15 protein-coding genes are annotated in these 18,413 nt (G+C 73.0%); 5 read left to right on the forward strand and 10 right to left on the reverse strand.

Translation table 11 applies throughout. The annotated features are described in order from the left end of the window. The first annotated feature begins 526 nt into the window (after positions 1–526). Positions 527–1,582: a hypothetical protein gene (locus ACWDZ7_RS07665; protein WP_451795673.1), complete on the forward strand. Its 1,056-nt coding sequence runs from the start codon at positions 527–529 to the stop codon at positions 1,580–1,582. 104 nt (positions 1,583–1,686) lie between these two features. On the opposite strand, the gene ACWDZ7_RS07670 is transcribed toward ACWDZ7_RS07665, so the two are convergent. The 5 genes from ACWDZ7_RS07670 to ACWDZ7_RS07690 all read right to left on the reverse strand — a co-directional run bounded on the left by ACWDZ7_RS07670 (position 1,687) and on the right by ACWDZ7_RS07690 (position 7,035). Continuing rightward, positions 1,687–2,853: a serine hydrolase domain-containing protein gene (locus ACWDZ7_RS07670; protein WP_451795675.1), complete on the reverse strand. Its 1,167-nt coding sequence runs from the start codon at positions 2,851–2,853 to the stop codon at positions 1,687–1,689. Positions 2,854–2,986: 133 nt separating this feature from the next. Beyond that, positions 2,987–4,804: a TIGR03767 family metallophosphoesterase gene (locus tag ACWDZ7_RS07675; protein WP_451795677.1), complete on the reverse strand. Its 1,818-nt coding sequence runs from the start codon at positions 4,802–4,804 to the stop codon at positions 2,987–2,989. A gap of 291 nt (positions 4,805–5,095) precedes the next feature. Next, positions 5,096–5,560 carry an NUDIX hydrolase gene (locus ACWDZ7_RS07680; RefSeq protein ID WP_451795679.1) on the reverse strand — a complete coding sequence of 155 codons (465 nt, stop codon included), beginning with the start codon at positions 5,558–5,560 and terminating at the stop codon, positions 5,096–5,098. 9 nt (positions 5,561–5,569) lie between these two features. After that, on the reverse strand, positions 5,570–6,472 hold the full coding sequence (locus ACWDZ7_RS07685) for a pyridoxamine 5'-phosphate oxidase family protein (protein WP_451795681.1): 903 nt from the start codon (positions 6,470–6,472) through the stop codon (positions 5,570–5,572). 92 nt (positions 6,473–6,564) lie between these two features. Beyond that, a complete protein-coding gene (locus tag ACWDZ7_RS07690) occupies positions 6,565–7,035 on the reverse strand; it encodes a VOC family protein (RefSeq protein WP_451795683.1) in 471 nt (156 codons plus the stop codon). A gap of 133 nt (positions 7,036–7,168) precedes the next feature. Between ACWDZ7_RS07690 and ACWDZ7_RS07695 the strand changes: the two genes are divergently transcribed. Together ACWDZ7_RS07695 and ACWDZ7_RS07700 are read left to right on the forward strand one after the other, a co-directional pair. Next, entirely contained in the window at positions 7,169–7,717 is a 549-nt protein-coding gene (locus ACWDZ7_RS07695) for a CGNR zinc finger domain-containing protein (RefSeq protein WP_451795685.1), read from the forward strand. A 223-nt stretch (positions 7,718–7,940) separates the two neighbouring features. Continuing rightward, positions 7,941–11,249, forward strand: coding sequence for a S8 family serine peptidase (locus ACWDZ7_RS07700; protein ID WP_451795687.1), 3,309 nt, complete (start codon positions 7,941–7,943; stop codon positions 11,247–11,249). Between the two features lie 117 nt (positions 11,250–11,366). Here the strand turns inward: ACWDZ7_RS07700 and ACWDZ7_RS07705 are convergent, their stop codons facing one another. Together ACWDZ7_RS07705 and ACWDZ7_RS07710 are read right to left on the reverse strand one after the other, a co-directional pair. Continuing rightward, positions 11,367–12,236 (reverse strand): hypothetical protein, encoded by an 870-nt coding sequence (locus ACWDZ7_RS07705; RefSeq protein ID WP_451795689.1) that lies wholly within the window; start codon positions 12,234–12,236, stop codon positions 11,367–11,369. Continuing rightward, positions 12,233–12,763 (reverse strand): RNA polymerase sigma factor, encoded by a 531-nt coding sequence (locus ACWDZ7_RS07710; protein WP_451795691.1) that lies wholly within the window; start codon positions 12,761–12,763, stop codon positions 12,233–12,235. Before ACWDZ7_RS07710 ends, ACWDZ7_RS07705 begins: the two co-directional genes overlap by 4 nt. Before the next feature lie 188 nt (positions 12,764–12,951). Between ACWDZ7_RS07710 and ACWDZ7_RS07715 the strand changes: the two genes are divergently transcribed. Then, positions 12,952–13,968 (forward strand): aspartate-semialdehyde dehydrogenase, encoded by a 1,017-nt coding sequence (locus tag ACWDZ7_RS07715; protein WP_451795693.1) that lies wholly within the window; start codon positions 12,952–12,954, stop codon positions 13,966–13,968. 3 nt (positions 13,969–13,971) lie between these two features. Here the strand turns inward: ACWDZ7_RS07715 and ACWDZ7_RS07720 are convergent, their stop codons facing one another. Further along, positions 13,972–15,201: an MFS transporter gene (locus ACWDZ7_RS07720; RefSeq protein WP_451795695.1), complete on the reverse strand. Its 1,230-nt coding sequence runs from the start codon at positions 15,199–15,201 to the stop codon at positions 13,972–13,974. Between the two features lie 101 nt (positions 15,202–15,302). Between ACWDZ7_RS07720 and ACWDZ7_RS07725 the strand changes: the two genes are divergently transcribed. Then, entirely contained in the window at positions 15,303–16,175 is an 873-nt protein-coding gene (locus tag ACWDZ7_RS07725) for a LysR family transcriptional regulator (RefSeq protein ID WP_451795696.1), read from the forward strand. Here ACWDZ7_RS07725 and ACWDZ7_RS07730 read toward each other — a convergent pair whose 3' ends face one another. Next, positions 16,176–16,685: a DUF1203 domain-containing protein gene (locus tag ACWDZ7_RS07730; protein ID WP_451795697.1), complete on the reverse strand. Its 510-nt coding sequence runs from the start codon at positions 16,683–16,685 to the stop codon at positions 16,176–16,178. A gap of 156 nt (positions 16,686–16,841) precedes the next feature. After that, a complete protein-coding gene (locus ACWDZ7_RS07735; protein WP_451795699.1) occupies positions 16,842–18,089 on the reverse strand; it encodes a flavin-dependent oxidoreductase in 1,248 nt (415 codons plus the stop codon). Between the last annotated feature and the right edge of the window lie 324 nt (positions 18,090–18,413).

Here is an 18,413-nt window from a genome sequence, read left to right on the forward strand (position 1 = left end):
TGCTCTTCGGCCACGTGCCTCGGCGCCGCCCCCCTGACTCTGCTCATCCGCCACCCGCGCCGGCGCCGCCCCCCCCTGGCTCTGCTCTTCGGCTTCCCGTCGTCTCCGCACTGCCCCGCCGCTTCGCGGCGGATCCGTCCCACCCACCCACCCGTTTACCCCGCATCGCGGGGTGGCCCGGGGGGGAACATCCCACCCGCAGCACACGCCCTGGACAACTCAACACGGAGCGACGGGCGGGTGGGTGGGAGACATCCGCCGCGAAGCGGCGGGACAGGCACGCCACGGCGCGAAGCCGAAAACAACCACCCCAGCACACGCCCTGGACGACCCAACGCGGAGCAACGGGCGGGTGGGTGGGACAGGCACCGCGGCGGGGTGAAAGAGAGACCAGGCCTCGACGCCCCGCGACAAGGGAAGATCCTCGGCAGTCGAACGCCCTTGCTTTAGGGCGAGGTTGTCCAGGTTTGTCGACGGGTGTGTAACAGCGGTTAGGAGACAGCGCGGGGCAGGGAACGACCGGGGCATGAACCACGACATCCCACTCTCCCCCCTCCCCCTCCAGCACCTCGCCGACGTCCAGCCACGCGTCCTGAACACGGCCCAGCTCCGCGAGCACGGCGTCTCCTCCGCCGACGCCGGCGCGCACTGCCGGCCCGGCGGCCCCTGGCAGCAGCTGCTGCCGGGCGTGTGCCTGCTGCACCCCGGCCCGCCGACCAGCGAGGAGCGGCTGCACGGCGCCCTGCTGTACGCGGGGCGCCCGCCGGCCCGCGAGGCCCGTGCCGTGCCCGCGCAGCCCGGCGCGGGCGAGCCGCACGCCACGTACGCCGACGCGATCATCACGGGCCTCGCGGCACTCACCCTGCACCGTTTCGCGTCCGCTCCCCCGCTGCTCTCCCTGGACCGCATCGACGTCCTGGTGCCCCGTACCCGCCGCCTGCGGTCCGCGGGGTTCGTGCGGCTGGTGCGCGATACCACACTGCCGACTCCCCAGCAGGTCACGGGCGTTCCGGTGACGCCCGTGCCCCGCGCCCTCGCCGACGCCGTGGCGCAGCTCACCGAGGCGGGCGCCGTGCGCCGGCTGCTCACCGAGGCGGTGCGCGGCGGCCACTGCGATCCCCCGGCGGTGGTGCGGGAGTTGAGCAACGCCGGGCTGCTGACCCTGCCGCACGTCATGGATGCCGTGGACTCGCTGCTCGCCGAGGGGCGGGCCATCGCGGAGGACCGGCTGTACCGGCTGGTCGCCGAGCACGGCCTGCCGGACCCGCTGTGGAACGTGGATCTGCGGCTGCCCGGCGGCCCGCACCTCGGCGGCGTCGACGCCTACTGGCCCGACCAGGCCGTCGCCGTGGAGCTCGACACCCGCGCGCCCCGCCAAGGGCTGCGGCCGGACGACGACGCCGTGTGGTCCGAGCACGCCCGCAAGCGTGCGCTCTTGGAGCGGCTCGGCATCACCGTCGTACACATCACTCCGAGGAAGCTCCGGGACGCGGCGGAGCAGCAGGCCGCCGTCGTACGGACCGCGCTGATGGCGTCGGACGACCGCGACCCGTCGGCGTATGTCACCGTGCTGCCGCGATAGCGCACCCGCCCCGACCCCACCCGGATACCGGCCCACCCCGATACCGGCCCACCCCGATACCGGCCCACCCGGTTACCGGCCCGCCCCTGTCACCGCCCGCCCTACTACCGTCCGCCCTGACCCCGCCCGCAGAACTCCGCCTCCATGACCGCGTTGCGGTCTCCGCCGGGCCCGTTGAAGTTGAGCGCCAGCGCATGGCGGCCGTCCGCCGTCGTCCCCGCCGCGGACGCCGAGCCGTGGATGTCGCCGCCGTGGCCCCAGACGACCGTGCCGCAGGTGGTGGCGAAGGGCTCAAGGCCGAGGCCGTACCGCTGGCCCGGCCGGTTGTCGCCCTTCGGCACGGTGGTCTTCATCGCGGCGAGCTGCCGCTCGGGCAGGAGCTTGCCGCGCAGCAGCGCGGTGTAGAAGCGGTTCAGGTCCGCCGAATCGGAGATCATCTCGCCTGCCGCGCCGGCCACGGACGGATTGAACTCCGTCACGTCGTGGTTCTTGGCGCCGGGGGCGTCGGAGAGCTTGCTGTAGGCGCGCGAACCGGGGCGCGGCATGGACGACTTGGTGCCGGGCACTGACGTGGCGCGCAGGCCGAGCGGTTTGATGACGCGCTCCCTGATCTCCTGCCCGTACGGCACACCGGTCACCCTCTCGATGATCATTCCGGCGAGGACGTAATTGGTGTTGGAGTATTTCCAGCCGGTGCCGGGCGCGAAGTCCGGTCGGTGGCGCATGGCGATCGCGACCTGCTGCCGGGGCGTCCAGGTGTCGTAGCGGTGGGTGAGGAACTCCTCGCTGAAGACCTTCTGCCGGAAGCCGTCGTCGGCTGTCACGTTGAAGACGCCGCTGGTGTGGTTGAGGAGTTGGCGGACCGTGACGCGGTCGCCGTCGTGGCCGTTCCCCTCGACGACGCCCGGCAGCCACTTCCCGACCGTGTCGTCGAGGTCGAGTCTGCCCTCGGCCTCCAGCTGGAGGAGGACCGTCGCGACGAAGGTCTTGGTGAGGCTGCCGACGCGGTAGCGGTCGTGGGCGCCGCGCGGGCTGTTCCGCTCCAGGTCGCCGATGCCCGCGGCGGCGTTCCAGGGGCCGTGCCGGTCCCTGACCTGTGCGGTCACGCCGGGGGCATCCTCGTTGAGGGCGGCCTCCATCGCGCGCTGGGTCGCGCGGTGCCGGTCCCCGTGTCCGGGCGTCGCGGCGAGCGCGGGCGCCGCGAACGCCCCCGCCGCCACCGTCGCGGCCACCACCGCCGCCACACCTGCCCGCACCTTCAGTACTGCCATGAGCTGCCCCTTCCGGCCACACCTGCTGTCGGCCAAGGGGACCGGTGGGCCGGTGCGAAGGTTGAGCGGCACGGCGTGGTTGAGCGGTATTCAGCCTTCCGTGGCACCGGCTCAGACCTTGCGCGGCACCGTCTCAGCCCTTGCGCAGCACCAGCTCCGTGTTCCGGTCGCCCGCGTCGCCGCCCAACGCGGGCTTCGCGCCCGGGGCGTTGAAGGACAGCTCGCGGTAGAGCGCGGCCAGACCGGTCTGCGAGAGATCGGCGAAATCCGTGCGGTGGGGGGCGGCGGATTCGATGAGCGTGGTGAAGAGGGAGATCGTGCCGTCGTGGTTGTCGGTGAGCTCCACGACCCGCGCGAGCTGCGGGAAGTCGATGTGCGAGGCGGTGGAGACCTCCCAGAACGCGCCGTGCGGGGTGCGGTGCGGGGTGATCGCGTTCTTGTGGCTGTGGCCGTTGACCCAGGCCAGGACGGAGCGGTGGCGGCCGAGCAGGGCGCGTATCTCCTCGCCGCCGTGCCGGGCCTCGCCGGGGCGTGCCGGGTCGTGGCGGAGGTTGCGCATGGTCCTGCTGGTGTGGTGGCTGAAGACGACGACGTACGAAGGTCCGCCGCCGCGCCGCTCGTTGGCGGTCAGCTCGCGCTCCAGCCAGCGCAGCTGTGCGGTGCCGAGCGAGCCTTCGTAGTGGCCACCGGGATCGGTGCTGTCGAGGCTGATGCCGAGCACGTCGTCGCTGATGCGGAAGGAGTAGTACTGGGTGGCGGACGCGAGGTTCTCCTGGGTGTAGCCGTGGCCGACGGGGCCGCGGCCCGCGTGGGCGGGGTCCAGGTGCGCGCGGACGTACTCGGCGGGGGTGAAGGGCGCCCGCGATTCGTCCGGCGTGATGGACCGCATGCGCCGGGCCTCGCTCTTCAGAAGCTCCTTGAAACGGGCGCCCTTGGGGTCGCGCCCCTTCTTGACGGCCTTCCACAGGGCGGCGCCCCGCGTCTCGTCGAGGGACAACAGTTTCCGTCCCCCGACCGCGAATTCGGTGAGGTACGAGTCCTTGGGTGCCCAGCAGCCGCCGGGCAGCGCGTCGTGGTTGCCGACCGTGGAGTACCAGGGCAGGCCGAGGCCGGGGCTGTTGACCTCGCGGATCGCGGCGTCGAGGAAGCCGTGCAGGCGCGGGAAGCCGAGCGTCTTGTCGGCGTCGCGCAGGGCGTCGTCCGGATGCCAGTACAGCTTGAGGCCGCTGTCCTGCACGCCTTCGTAGCGGCGCGGGTCGCCGGTGTTGGGGGTGATGCGGCCACCGCTCATCACCTTGAGGTACCAGTCGAGTTCGGCGCGGGAGTTGTTGTCGGTGTTGTCGCCGGTCGTCACGACGCAGTGCAGCGGGGCGCCGGTGGCGGGCGCGCCGCGCAGGGCGTTGACGCGCTCGACGAGGGAGACCGCGCCGGCCACCGAGAGGGACTCGTGCGGCCGCCAGGCGCTCGCGGTCCGCGCGCGCAGATACTCGTAGCGCAGGGGGTGTTGTACGTCGACGAGGTGCAGGTCGGTGAATTGCACGAACGCGGCGAGCGCGGTCCGGCGCCCCTCGCGCCCCGGCTTCGCCGCCGCGAGGTCGCCGCGCACCACGCGCCGCCAGGCGGGCCCGTCGCCGAGCCGCCGGTAGCCGGAGGTGCCGCGCGGGGCGGCGACGGTGAGCAGGGTGGTGCCGCTCTTGTACGGCATGAGGGGCGCGGCGGGTGCCCGCCGGGAGCGGGGCACGGTGGCGTGCTCGGCGGGTGCGCCGGGTGCGGCGTTGCCGGAGCCCGCGCCGGGGCCGAGCGCGTAGCCGATCCCGGCGGAGAGGGTGACCGCGCCGGTGGCGGCGAGGAGGGCGCGGCGGTCGAGGCGGCCGGCGGCGCCGGCCGTGGCCGAGGCGAGGCCCGCGGCGGCCGTGGCGGTTGCGGTGGCGACAGAGCGTGTGCGCGGCATGGCGCGGTCTCCCCGAGTGCGAACGCGTCGGCAGTGGTCGCGGGCTCCGGGGCCGGTGCGGCCCGCGAATTTCCCGCTCGTACTGGATCGTTGGCATCGGGGGTGACCTGTGTGTGAACGAGACCGCAACGGGCGGCGCCGATCGCCGTACGTGTAACACTGGGCACCCTGCGTGGTCACGCACCTCTCCCCGCACGGAGAGGAGGCGGTCACTCCGTGTTCATCTTCCGGGGAAGGGAAGGCGGGGACGACGACGTTGAGGGCGGGGGGACGACGACGCGGGGGCGCGGGTCAGTGCGCCGCGCCGAGGGCTCGGCCGCGGCCGTCGGCGGGGCGGGTGCGCCACAGTTCGAGGCCGATGTCGACGAGCCCGACGCGGTCGAGGTCCGGCACGGACTCCAGGGGATGCCAGGCCGCGAGGTCCGTGGAGCCGTCGGTCTCGTGGCGCAGTTCGCCGCCGGTGACCCGCCCCTCGTACAGGATGCGCAGCCCGTGGAAGTCGGCGACGGCGCCGAGCCTGCGCGGGTAGCGGCGGCGCAGCGAGTCGACGCCGAGGAGGGTCACCGGTTCGACGACGTACCCGGTCTCCTCGTCGGCCTCGCGGATCACGGTGTCGTAGGGGTCCTCGCCGTGGTCCATGCCGCCCCCGGGCAGCGTCCAGCGTTTGCTGCCGTCGCCCGCCACCCAGCGGGCGAGCAGCACCTGTCCGTCGCGGACGCATACGGCGTAGGCCGCCACCCTCAGCTCCTTGTGCACAGACCGACGCTAGTCCCCATGGGCCGGATTGGCAGGAGAGTACTCCGGGTCGGACCAGCGCCAGGGGCTCGCGGAGCCGGTCTCGACCGCTTCGGTGAGGGTGAAGCGGACCGTGCGGGAGCCGTCGTCGGCGTGGTCGGTACGGGCGGTTCCGGTGAGCTGGAGGGTGGTGCCGTCTCTCCAGTCGAGGAAGAGGAGGCCCGCGCGGGGGTCGTCGTTGAGGTTGCCGAGGGACAGGAACATGGAGTTGCCGGGGTAGTCGTCCCATTCCAGTGCGGTCGGGGAAGTGACGCGTACGAAGCCGGGGTTGCCGCCGCGGTGCCCGGCGTCGGCGCCGCGCGCGTGGACGGTGGCGAGGAAGAACGTGTCGCTCGCCGCGACGAAGGCGCGCTGGTCGCCGGTGAGGCGGGCGCCGCGCCGCGGCTCGCCGGGGCTCTCCGGCCTTCTCCCCTCGTGCAGCGTCCGCTTCTGGAGGTACTTCGGGCAGTTGGCGAAGACCTGGTCGGCCTCGATCGCGAGGCCGCGGGGTGTGGGCCGGGACCTGCCGTTCAGGCGCATGCGGCGCCGGGTGCGCGGGTCGAGCGCGAGGGTGCCCACGGGGGTGTTCTCGCGGGCGAGGCCGGTGGCGAGCGGATCGGTGGCGCGCGGGGCGCCCGCGACCGAGATCTGGCGGGGCCCCGTGGCTCGTACGAAACCGGGATCGCCGGTCAGCGGCGAGGCCCAGACGGCACCCGCCGGGTCGGCGCCGCCGATCACCAGCATGGGCTGGATCTCCAGGAAGGCCGCGGCGACGGGGCGGATGCCCTGGCCGATGGACCGGCCCACGTGATCGGCGAGTTCGCGGACGCCGACCTTGTCCTGCACGGCGCGCGAGCCCTGGTGGTAGGGGCTCGCAGGGGCGTACGAAGCCACGGGGTGACCCTTCTTCTCGGGAAACCGGAGGGTGCGGAAGGAGCTGGAGGGCTTGGAGGAAAACCGGGAGGCTTGGACGAAAACCGGGAGGCCTAGAAGAAGCCGCAGGTCGGCGCGGACTCGACGGGGGCGGTGGCGTCCTGCGCGCCGGACGCGCTGAAGATCTCCAGGCGCGTCCCGTCCGGGTCGTGGAAGAAGATGCCGCCGGACGCCGCGCCCTCGCCGTGCGGCACGACGCCTTCGTACGCGAACTCCACGCCGTAGGCCCGCAGCGCGCTCTCGTACCCCCTGACCCGCTCGATCGTGTCGACCTCGATCGCGAGGTGGTGCAGGCCCGCGTCGGTGGCGCAGTACGCGGCGTCGGCCTGCTGCCAGAGGGTGAGGACCGGCCGCGGGCCGTCCCCCAGGAAGGCGAAGCGGCGGCCGTCTTCCTTGCCCTCGCCGATGACTCCGTACCCGAGGACGCCGCGGTAGAAGGCGAGCGAGCGCTCGATGTCCGTGACGTTCAGGCCGATGTGGCCGATGCGCGGAGCGGTGTCGGTGGAGGTGGTGGACGCGGTCATGACTCTCCCCTAGGTCGTGGGCGACCGCACCATACGACGCGGCCTAACCAATGAAGAGGACGTTAGAGGTTAGAGACAGCGCACGTCAACCGGTCACGTACTCTTGAGCGGTTAGCACTGAAGGGAGCACCCCATGCCCGCCGCCTCACACGACCCCCGCCCGCTCACCGGCGAGCCCCTCTCCCTGGACCTGCTCAACACCCGCTGGATGCACGACGGCGTACGCCAGGACCTGCTGACCGGCACCGAAGGGCTCGCCGTCTGGCTCGCGGCGAACGGTCTCGCCGAGCGGTTCGCCGCCGACGGCCCGACCCTGGAACACGTGCTGCGCGCCCGCGACGCGCTGGCCACGGCCGTGGACCGTCCCGGCGACCCGGCGGGCCCGGTCCGCGTCGACCAGGTCCTCGGGCACGGCCGCATCCGCGCGACGCTGACCCCCGAGGGTCCGGGCGAGGAGGCCGAGTTCGCGGACGCGACCTGGGGCGCGGCCTGGCTCGCCGCGCGCGACTACCTGAACCTCCTGGCCGCCGCGCCCGACCGGATCCGCGGCTGCGCCCACGACGCGTGCATCCTGCACTTCTTCGACACCTCGCGGAACGGCACGCGCCGCTGGTGCTCCATGGCGGCCTGCGGCAACCGCGCGAAGGCGTCACGGCACTACGCCCGATCGCGCGAGGCCTAGGCCGGGTCCGCACGGCGACCGGACGGCCGGAAAGTTCCCGGCGCAAGTCCCCCTATACGCCGCCTTGTCCCCGATGGCGCATGGCGGAATTGCGCCATGCCCGATGACGGCGCGGACAACTCTCCCCAAACAGCAACCACTTACGTAAGGCTGAGCGGTCATCCGGTCCCGAATTCCGGACCGAATCGAAACCCTCCTCCCGACCTTACGTACAGGGATGCCGATGCCCAGATCCACATCCAGCGCGAGACCCGCGGTCTCAGGACGCGCGGCCCGCCTCGCGATAGCCGTCGGCCTGACCGCCGCGCTCTCCGCCACCGGGATACCCATGGCCCTCGCGGCCACCGGGGACGACCCCGTAGACGTGACCGAGGCGCCCAGGTCCGCGGGCGGCAAGCTCGGTGCGGCCGACGCCGACCTGCTCGCCGACGCCAAGGCGGACGGCGAGAAGACCGTCACGATGATGGTCGCCACCGCGCCCGGCGCCACCGAGCAGGTCGCCGACCAGCTCGACGGCGTCAAGGGCGGCTCGGTGGGCCGCACCTACGACAAGCTCGGCTACGTCCGCGCGACCGTGCCGACCGGCAGGGCCGACGCCGCGATCAAGTCCGCCGCCAAGCTGTCGTCCGTGCACGCCATCGATCTGCGCCACGAGATCGAGCTGGACGACCCGACCCCGGCCGCGGACCGCGCGAAGGGCGCCGAGCCCGCCGCCGAGGGGACCTACCCGGGGCCCGGCAGGAGCACCCCCGCGAAGAACCCGTACAACCCGTCCGCCGAGACGGGCGCCGTCGACTTCGTGAAGAAGCACCCGAAGGCCGACGGCCGCGGCATCACCATCGGCATCCTCGACTCCGGCATCGACCTCGGCCACCCGGCGCTGGAGAAGACCACCACCGGCGAGCGCAAGATCACCGACTGGGTGACGGCGACCGACCCGATCGTGGACGCGGACGGCACCTGGCGCCGTATGACCAACCCCGTCAGCGGCCCCGTCTTCACGTGGGACAGCGAGACGTGGAAGGCCCCGGCGGGCTCCTTCCAGGTCAACCGCTTCCGCGAGTCGGCCACCACCGGCGGCGACGCCAAGGGCGACATCAACCGCGACGGCGACACCACCGACAGCTGGGGCATGCTGTACGACCCGGCGGCCGGCACGGTCCGCGTCGACCTGAACGACAACAACGACTTCACCGACGACGAGACGATGAAGCCGTACAAGGACGACCACCAGGTCGCCTACTTCGGCAAGGACGACCCGGCGACCGACGTCGTCGAGCGCGTCCCGTTCGTCGTCGAGATCCGCAAGGACGTGCCGACCGACCCGTACGGCGGCGACTGGGTCGGCAGACACGCCGACTTCGTCAACATCGGCGTCATCGAGTCCGAGCACGGCACGCACGTCGCGGGCATCACCGCGGCCAACGGCCTCTTCGGCGGCAAGATGAACGGCGCGGCCCCGGGCGCGAAGCTCGTCTCGTCCCGCGCCTGCACCTGGACCGGCGGCTGCACCAACGTCGCGCTCACCGAGGGCATGATCGACCTCGTCACGAAGCGCGGCGTCGACATCGTCAACATGTCGATCGGCGGCCTCCCGGCCCTCAACGACGGCAACAACGCGCGCGCCGAGCTCTACACGCGCCTCATCGACGAGTACGGCGTGCAGCTGGTGGTCTCCGCGGGCAACTCCGGCCCCGGCGCGAACACCATCGGCGACCCGAGCCTCGCCGACAAGGTCATCTCGGTCGGCGCCGCCATCTCCAAGGAGACGTGGGCCGCCAACTACGGCTCCGTCGTGGAGAAGAAGTACGCGATGATGAACTTCTCCTCGCGCGGCCCGCGTGAGGACGGCGGCTTCGCGCCGATCATCTCGGCGCCCGGCTCGGCCATCAACACCACGCAGACCTGGCTGCCGGGCTCCCCGGTCACCGAGGCGGGCTACAAGCTCCCGGCCGGCTACTCGATGCTCCAGGGCACCTCGATGGCGTCCCCGCAGGCCGCGGGCGCCTCGGCGCTGCTGCTCTCCGCCGCGAAGCGCGAGCGCGTCGACCTGACCCCGGCGAAGCTGCGCACCGCCCTCACCTCCACCGCGAGCCACATCCGCGGTGAGCAGGCGTACGCGCAGGGCACCGGCCTGATCGACGTCGTCGACGCCTGGAACGCCATCGAGGACGGCGCGAAGGCCCACACGTACGCGGTGAAGGCCCCGGTCGACACCGCCCTTGAGCAGGAGCTGAAGAAGCCCGGCACCGGCATCTACGACCGTGAGGGCGGCCTGAAGGCCGGCCAGAAGCGGACGTACGACGTCACGATCACCCGCACCTCGGGCCCGGACCGCGCCCTCCGCCATGAGCTGGACCTGGTCAAGAACCACGAGGGCACCTTCCGCCTCCTCGGCGACGGTGACGTGACGCTGCCGCTGAACAAGCCGGTCACCGTCAAGGTCCAGGCGAAGGCCAAGTCGGCCGGTCCGCACAGCGCGATCCTGACCGTCGACGACGAGCGCACCGAGGGCATCGACCAGCAGATCATGTCGACGGTCGTCGTCTCGGCGCCGCTCGCCGAGCCCTCGTACACGCACGCGGCCGAGGGCTCGGTGCAGCGCAACAGCACCAAGTCGTACTTCGTGACCGTGCCCAAGGGCGCCAAGTCCCTCGAAGTCGCCCTCGGCGGCCTGAAGGGCAAGAGCCAGACGCGGTTCATCGCGGTGCACCCCTACGGTGTCCCGGTCGACTCCACCTCGTCGCTCGTCTGCTACGCGAACTACGAGAACCCGGCCAACACCTGCCGTCCCGACCTGCGTTCGTACGCGGAGCCGCAGGCCGGTGTCTGGGAGATCGAGGTCGAGTCGCGCCGCACGTCGCCGCTGCTCGACAACCCGTACGAGCTGAAGGTCTCCGCGCTCGGCGTCGACTTCGACCCGGCCGTGCAGACGGTCCCCGAGGCGAAGGCCGGCACCCCGGCGCCCGTCGCCTGGAAGGCCACCAACCGCTTCGCGGCGGTCGACGGCAAGCTGAAGGGCGGCTCGCTCGGCTCGTCGAAGTCGGCGCGGCCCAGCATCGCCCAGGGCGCCACGCAGACCAGCACGGTGGTCGTGCCCGCGGGCGCCGAGCGGCTCGACGTCGTCATCGGCTCGCCCGCGGACGTCGCCGCCGACCTGGATCTGACCGTCAAGAAGGACGGCGCGGTCGTCGGCTCGTCGGCGGCGGGCGACTCGGAGGAGTCCGTGAGCCTGACGAAGCCGGCCGCCGGTACGTACACGATCGAGGTCGTGGGCTACTCGGTGCCGACCGGCTCGACCGCCTACGACTACCGGGACGTGTTCTTCTCGGACGCGCTCGGCAAGGTGACGGTCGACGAGTCCAAGCGCGTGAAGCTCGGCAACGGCGACTCGGCGCAGGTCGAGGCGGCGGTCGAGGCGAAGGCGCCGGCCGCCGAGGGCCGTGAGCTGTTCGGCGAGGTGTCCCTGCTGAACGCGGGCGGCACGGTCGCGGGCAACGGCAGCGTGAAGATCGAGAAGGTCACGCCGTAACGGTGTGCCCTTCGGGCGCCGGACGGGCTCTGCGGAGCCTGTCCGGCGCTTTCTCTTTGGGCCGCCGCTTTCTCCTGGCCCGCCCGCTTTCTCTCGGCCCCGCTCCCCCGCCCGCTTCTACCGGTCCGTCCGCGAGCCCCCGTCGCACTGGATCTTCCGCGAACCCGGCAGGGCCTTGAGGATCATGCGGCGCAGGCTGTCGCGGTCCTTGCCCGTGGCCCAGTTGTCGGGATGGGCCTCGCCCCGGGGGATGGTGATCAGGACGCGGTCGCCCGCCTTCAGGCGCGGGTCGACGTCGCGGTCCATGGGGAAGGTGAGCGTGCCGTCCCCGGACCTCGGCTTGTAGTAGCGGGTCACGTCGAGCGTGACGCGGTCCCGCGCGGCGCCCGGCACCGCGTCGACCGCCGTGACCGTGCCCTCCACGATGATCCGCGAGCACGCCACGAAGCCCTGGGGGGTGAGGTCCGCGTCCGCCCCGCCGTCGCCGTCCTGCCTGCTCTTCCCGTCGGGCGCCGCCTCCTTCGCGCTGCCCGCGCCCGCGTCGCGGCCTTCCCCCGGCCCGGCGTCCACCACCAGCCAGGCGAGTCCGCCGACCATGGCGGCGGCCACCGCGGCGGCGACCGCGCCGAGCGCGGTGCCCGCGTGGCTGCGGGACCTGCGCGGGGGCCTGAACGGAACGACCGACTCCGCGGGAGCGTCTGGGGACGCAGACCCGGCCGACCCCGCAGGAGCGGCTCGGGACGCAGGCCCGGGGGACTGCGCAGGAGCGGCAGGGGACGCGAGCGTCTCGCCCACGGCGGTGAGCCGCTCCTTCAGCAGGGCCACGTCCGCCAGGGCGGCCGCGTGCTCGGCGGCGAAGGCGGGGTCGCGCAGCGCTTCCTCCGGCACGGGCTCGCCCGTGATCGCCGCCATCAGCGCGTCGACGTCGTTCGAGCCCTTCGAGCCCGTGCCCGTGGAGTCCTTCGAGTCCTTTCCGGCCACCGTCACACCACCTCCCCTTCGTGCAGCCGCGCCCGCAGGAGCCGTACCGCCGTGTGCAGCCTGCTCTTGACCGTGCCCTCCGGGATGCCCAGCTCGTCCGCTATCGCCCGCACCGGCAGATCGGCGTAGAAGCGCAGCACCACGACCTGCCGCTGGGCGTCCGGCAGCTCGCCGAGGCCCTGCGCCACCGCCATCGACAGCGCCCGCGACTCCGCGCCGTCCTCGTCGGTCGCCTCCCGCCACAGCACGGCGAGCCGCTGGCCGAGCCGCTCCTGCCTGCGCCGGGCCCGGTGCCAGTCCATGGCGAGGTTGGAGGCGACGACGGCCGCCCACGCCGAGACGTCCCGGGGGGCCTCGCGCCCGTCCGCGGCCCGTTCCAGGAGCTTCAGCCGGACCTGCTGCACCCCGTCCGGCAGGTCGGCGTGCGGTACCCCGCCGAGCGCGAGCACCGCCCGCACCCGGTTCTCCTGGGCCGCGTCCAGCGGGTCCGCGCCCTGCCACTGTGGCGCGCGGCGCGCTTTCCTGCGCAGCAATGTGCCCCTCCCGTCCCCACGTTTCCCCTACGACGCCACAGCGGCCCGAAACGTTCGGGCGCGCGCCCGGCGAGTGTGGCGTCCCGCACCTCGGACAATGGATTGGACAACCCGGGCCTGGACAGACGCATCATGGAGCAACCCCAGGCCGAGGTCACGAGGCCGCACGCAATACGGAGGAAGTCCCTGTGAAGCTCGGAATCGTCGGAGCCACCGGTCAGGTCGGCAAGGTCATGCGCAAGATCCTCGTCGAGCGGAAGTTCCCCGTCGACGAGCTGCGCCTGTTCGCCTCGGCCCGCAGCGCCGGCACGGTGGTGGACGGCGTGACCGTCGAGGACGCCTCCACAGCCGACTACTCGGGCCTGGACATCGTGCTGTTCTCGGCCGGCGGCTCCACCTCCAAGGCGCTCGCCGAGCGGGTCGCCTCGCAGGGCGCCGTCGTGATCGACAACTCCTCCGCCTGGCGCATGGACCCCGAGGTGCCCCTCGTCGTCTCCGAGGTGAACCCGCACGCGGTGGCGGACCGCCCCAAGGGCATCATCGCCAACCCGAACTGCACGACGATGGCAGCGATGCCGGTCCTCAAGCCGCTGCACCTGGAGGCCGGTCTCCAAGCGCTGGTCGTCGCCACCTACCAGGCGGTGTCCGGTTCCGGCCTGGCCGGTGTGGACGAGCTGTTCGAGCAGGTCAAGAAGGTCGGCGAGGACGCCCCGAAGCTGACCCACGACGGCTCGGCGGTCGACTTCCCCGAGCCGGACAAGTACGTGGCGCCCATCGCGTACAACGTCCTGCCGATGGCGGGCTCCATCGTCGACGACGGTCTGAACGAGACCGACGAGGAGCAGAAGCTGCGCAACGAATCGCGCAAGATCCTGGAGATCCCGGAGCTGAAGGTCTCCGGCACGTGCGTGCGTGTGCCCGTCTTCACCGGCCACTCCCTCCAGGTCAACGCCCGCTTCGCGCGTCCGCTGAGCCCCGAGCGCGCCACCGAGCTGCTCTCCTCGGCCGAGGGCGTCGTCGTCACTGACGTGCCGACCCCGCTGGTCGCCGCGGGCAAGGACGACTCCTTCGTGGGCCGCATCCGGAGCGACGAGACGGTCGAGAACGGCCTCGCGTTCTTCATCTCCGACGACAACCTCCGCAAGGGCGCGGCGCTGAACGCCGTACAGATCGCGGAGCTGGTCGCGGCGGAGCTAAGGGCCTGACGATCAGTTCGTACGTTCGACGGGGGCGGTCACCTCTGCGACGGTGGCCGTCCCTTTCGCGTACGCCACGGCGGCCAGCGCGAGCGCGGCGAGGCCGCCGCCCAGCCACAGCACGTCACCGGCACCGAGGCTGTCCGCGACCCGGCCGCCGGCGAACGCGCCCAGCGCGATCGCCACGTTGAAGACCCCGGCGAAGAGCGCCGACGCCGCCTCGCGGGCGTGCGGCGCGGCGGCCATCACCCAGTTCTGGGCGGAGACCGAGACCCCGCCGTACGCCAGGCCCCACGCGACGAGCAGCGCCACCGTCGCGGCGAGCGAGCCGCCCGCGGGCACCAGCAGGAGCACGACCGCGCCGAGCCCCGCGCTGATGGTCAGCAGCGCCCTGCGCGGATCGCGGGCCGCGACGGCGCCGCCCGCGAAGTTGCCGACGATGCCGGCCGTTCCGTAGGCGAGCAGCAGTCCGCTGATCATCCCCGCGCCGATGCCGGGCACCCGCTCCAGGACGGGACGTACGTAGGTGTACGCGGCGAAGTGCCCGGTGACCAGGAGCGTGACGGCGAGCAGCCCGGCCCGCAGCCGCCTGATGCGCAGCAGGTCCGCGAAGGCGCCGATCCTGACCCCCTCGCGGGCGGGAAGTTCCGGCAGGACCGCGGCGAGCAGCGCCGCGACCGCCAGGGCGAGCGCGGCGAGGGCCGCGAAACCCCAGCGCCAGCCCGCGAGTTCACCGAGGAGCGTGCCCGCGGGGACGCCGAGTACGGACGCCACGGCGATCCCGCTGAAGATCACCGCGGTGGCGCGCCCCGCGGCCTCCTCGCGGACGAGGCGCACCCCGAGGCCCGCCGCGATGGCCCACACGCCGCCGATGCAGACGCCCACCAGGACGCGCGCGACAAGCAGGACGCCGAAGGCCGGGGCGAGCGCGGAGGCGAGATTGGCGGCGGCGAGCAGCACCATCAGGGCGCACAGGACCGTACGCCGGTCCGCGCGCCGCACCGCGACGGGCAGCAGCAGGGCGGCGAGCGCCGCGACGAGGCCGGGCAGGGTGACGGCGAGGCCCGCGGTGCCGTCGGAGACGTGCAGGCCCGAACCGATGGAGGTGAGGAGGCCGACGGGGAGCATCTCCGTGGTGACGACGGAGAAGGTGGCGGTGGCGACCGCGACGACGGCGAGGCCGCCGCCCCGCTGCCGCGGCAACGCTTCGTGCGGTGTGGGGAGTTGTGTGCTCTGTGACATGACATCCACCCTGTGCCGCGGCCGGGCGGAGAACAACGCGGAAGATCTCATCCTTGTATGAGCCAGGCTCATCGATGCTTATCAGCGGGGGTTGCGCGGAAGTGAACGGGCTGGAGATCCGGGAGCTCGAATGCTTCCTCGTGCTCGCCGAGGAGCTGCACTTCGGGCGGACAGGCGAGCGGCTGTACGTCTCGCAGAGCCGCGTCAGTCAGCTGCTCGCCGCGCTTGAGCGCCGGATCGGCGCCCGGCTCGTCGAGCGTACGAGCCGCCGGGTCCGGCTGACCCCGCTCGGCGAGCGCTTCCTCACGGAACTACGTCCTTCGTACGACGCGTTGGCGTCGACCGTCGAACGGGCGAGGGCGGCGGCGCGGGGCGTGGAGGGCACGCTGCGGATCGGCTTCCAGGGGACCGCGGACGCCTGCCTGATGGGGGCCATCGCGGCCTTCCAGGAACGGCATCCCGCCTGCGTGACGGAGATCGTGGAGATCCCCTTCGCCGACCCGTTCGGGGCGGTGCGCCACGGCGACGTGGACGCGGCGACCGTACTGCTGCCGGTCGCCGAGCCGGACCTGGTCCTCGGCCCGGTCTTCTCCAGCGAGCGGCAGACCGTCGCCGTCTCGGTGCGGCATGCCTTCGCGGGCCGGGACTCGCTCGCCGCGGCGGAGCTGAAGGAGACCCCGCTGATCGCGGCGACCGCGCCGGCACCCGCGTACTGGCGCGCGGCGCACGCCCCGTCCGGCGTCCCCGCCCCAGCGGTCCGCACGCTCCAGGAGGGGCTGACGCTGGTGGCGGCGGACCGGGGCGCGATGCTGCTGTGCCGTCCGACGGCGGAGTACCACGGCCGCAAGGACGTCGTCTTCGTGCCGGTCGACGGGCTGCCGGACTCGGTGCTCGGCATGGTGTGGCACCGGGACGGGGAGACGGCGCGGGTGCGGGAGTTCGCGCGGGCGCTCACCGGTGATGACGTGGGCTGATCAGGTGGCCCTGCGGACCTCGAAGTGGAAGCAGCCGTACTCCACGGCGCGGACGTGCACGAGGGCGACCTCCGGGTCGGCGAAGGCCTCCGCGAACGCGGCGTCGAACCCTTCCGTCTCCTCCTCGGGTATCTCCAGCAGCCGCCCGCCGACGATCCTCCCCTCGGCGTCGTAACGGCGGATCGTGCGCAGGGCCCCGGCCCTGGAGAAGGGGTAGCCGTCACGCTCCTCGGCGGGCCCCTCGCAGGGGTCGGCGTGGATGAAGACGGGTCCCTGCTCGTCGTAGGCACCGGGACGCGCGCCGCTCTCGGCGGCCCAGCGGCGCAGGGGCGCGTACGAGACGAGCGCGACGCGCTCACCGGGCGCGACGGGCCGCAGACAGCACCGCAGCGGGTGGCCGCCCTCCGGGTCGACGTACGGGACGCAGGGCTGCCCCGCGTCGTCGACGTCACGGAGCTGGGTGAGGGCGTCGGGGGTGATGGGGAGGGGGGTGTGACAGGTGGTGGTCATGGAGCCGAGCCTCGCGCGTGGGGCGGGGGCGGGGCTGGCGGTTTCCGGACGTCGTACTGACGACGCTGCCGGCGAACGGGATTCAAGCCCGTCCGGCGTTTGAGGACGAACTCGGCGAAGCCGGTGATCGACCGAGCCAAGAGCGAGCCGCACCGCTCAGGGCCAGAGGCCGTCCCCCGTCGTTCTCCGGTAAGCGACGTCCAGCTCCCCCAGCTCCTCCGGGGTCAGAACGTCCTCCACCCGGTCGAAGCCCTCGGGCGCCCGCTCCGCGACCGTCTGGAGGACACAGTCGGCCGGCATGTCCCGGTTGGCGAGGACGATCGCGTTGACCGGCTCCCTGCGCACCTCCTCGTAGGCCCGCAGCCCCGCCTCCCGGTCCGGCGAGGCGTACGCGAGGCAGCGGGCGAGGACGCAGGCGTCGAGGATGGCCTGGGAGCCGCCGTTGGACCCCACCGGGTACATGGGGTGCGCCGCGTCGCCGAGCAGGGTGACGGGGCCCCGGCCCCAGCGGGCCAGCGGATCCCTGTCGACCATGGGGTACTCCAGGATGTGCCGCGTCGCGGAGAGCATCGCGGGCACGTCGAGGTCGCCGATGCGCCACCCCGCGTAGTACGGCAGCACGTCCGAGAGCCGCCCGGAGCGGTTCCAGTCGGCGGGCCCCGCCATCGCGTGGTGGTGGGCCCGCGGGAACCGCACCTCCGCCACCCAGTTGAGCACGTCGCGGCCACGCTCCTGGGCCGGCCGCGAGATCGGGTAGACGACGAGCTTGGCGGCGGCGTTGCTGCCCGCCACCGCGACCGTCCGGCCGCCGAGCACGGGATGCCACTCGGTGACGCCGCGCCACATCCGGATGCCGTTCCACAGCGGCGGCCCCTCGCCGGGGTGCAGCATGGCCCGTACCGCCGAGTGCAGCCCGTCCGCCCCGACCAGGGCCCGCGCCGCCACCGCGTACTCCCTGCCGCGCGCCATGTCCCGCAGGATCACGCGCAGCGCGCTCCCCTCGCTCTCGGCGAGGCGCACGAAGGCGGTGCCGGTGCGTACCGCGTGGTCGCCGAGCCGGTCGCGCACCGCGTCGAGCAGGAGCAGGTGGAGGGCGCCGCGGTGCAGGGAGTACTGCGGCCAGTGGTGGCCGAGCGCGAGGCCGCGCGGCTCGCCCCAGACGCGGTTGCCGTGCCGGTCGAAGTGGACCATGGCGTCGGGTGCCACCGCGGTCGCGGCCAGCTCACCGCCGAGCCCCAGCCCGGTCAACTCCCGTACGGCGTGCGGCAGCAGATTGATCCCCACGCCGACCGGGCGCAGCTCGTCCATGGCGTCCACGACGCGTACGCCGATGCCCGCCGCGTGCAGGCCGAGCGCGGCGGTGAGCCCTCCGATGCCCGCGCCCGCCACCAGTACGTCGATCATGGCTGCCGTACGGACGGCCCGGCGCGGCCCGCCCTCTCGATCCCCAGCATCTCCCACATCCCCCTGTGGTCCCTGTGGCCGCACGCCCGGCAGGTGGCCGAAGCCGCTTGGCCGAAGCCCCGTGGCCGGGGCGCCGTGGCCAGGGCGCCGTGGTCGAAGCCGTGGTCGGCGGCCTGCCCCGGCCGGGGCGGTCGCGCGGAGCGTAGCGGCACGGCAGCGGTAGAACAATGGCCCGGGCGTGCGGGCGAACCCGCATGGAAGGATGGCCGGAAACACCACAAGTCGCACCCCGAAAAACCCGTACAGAACGCTGTACAGAACCCC

Source organism: Streptomyces sp. NPDC003032 (genome assembly GCF_053591415.1).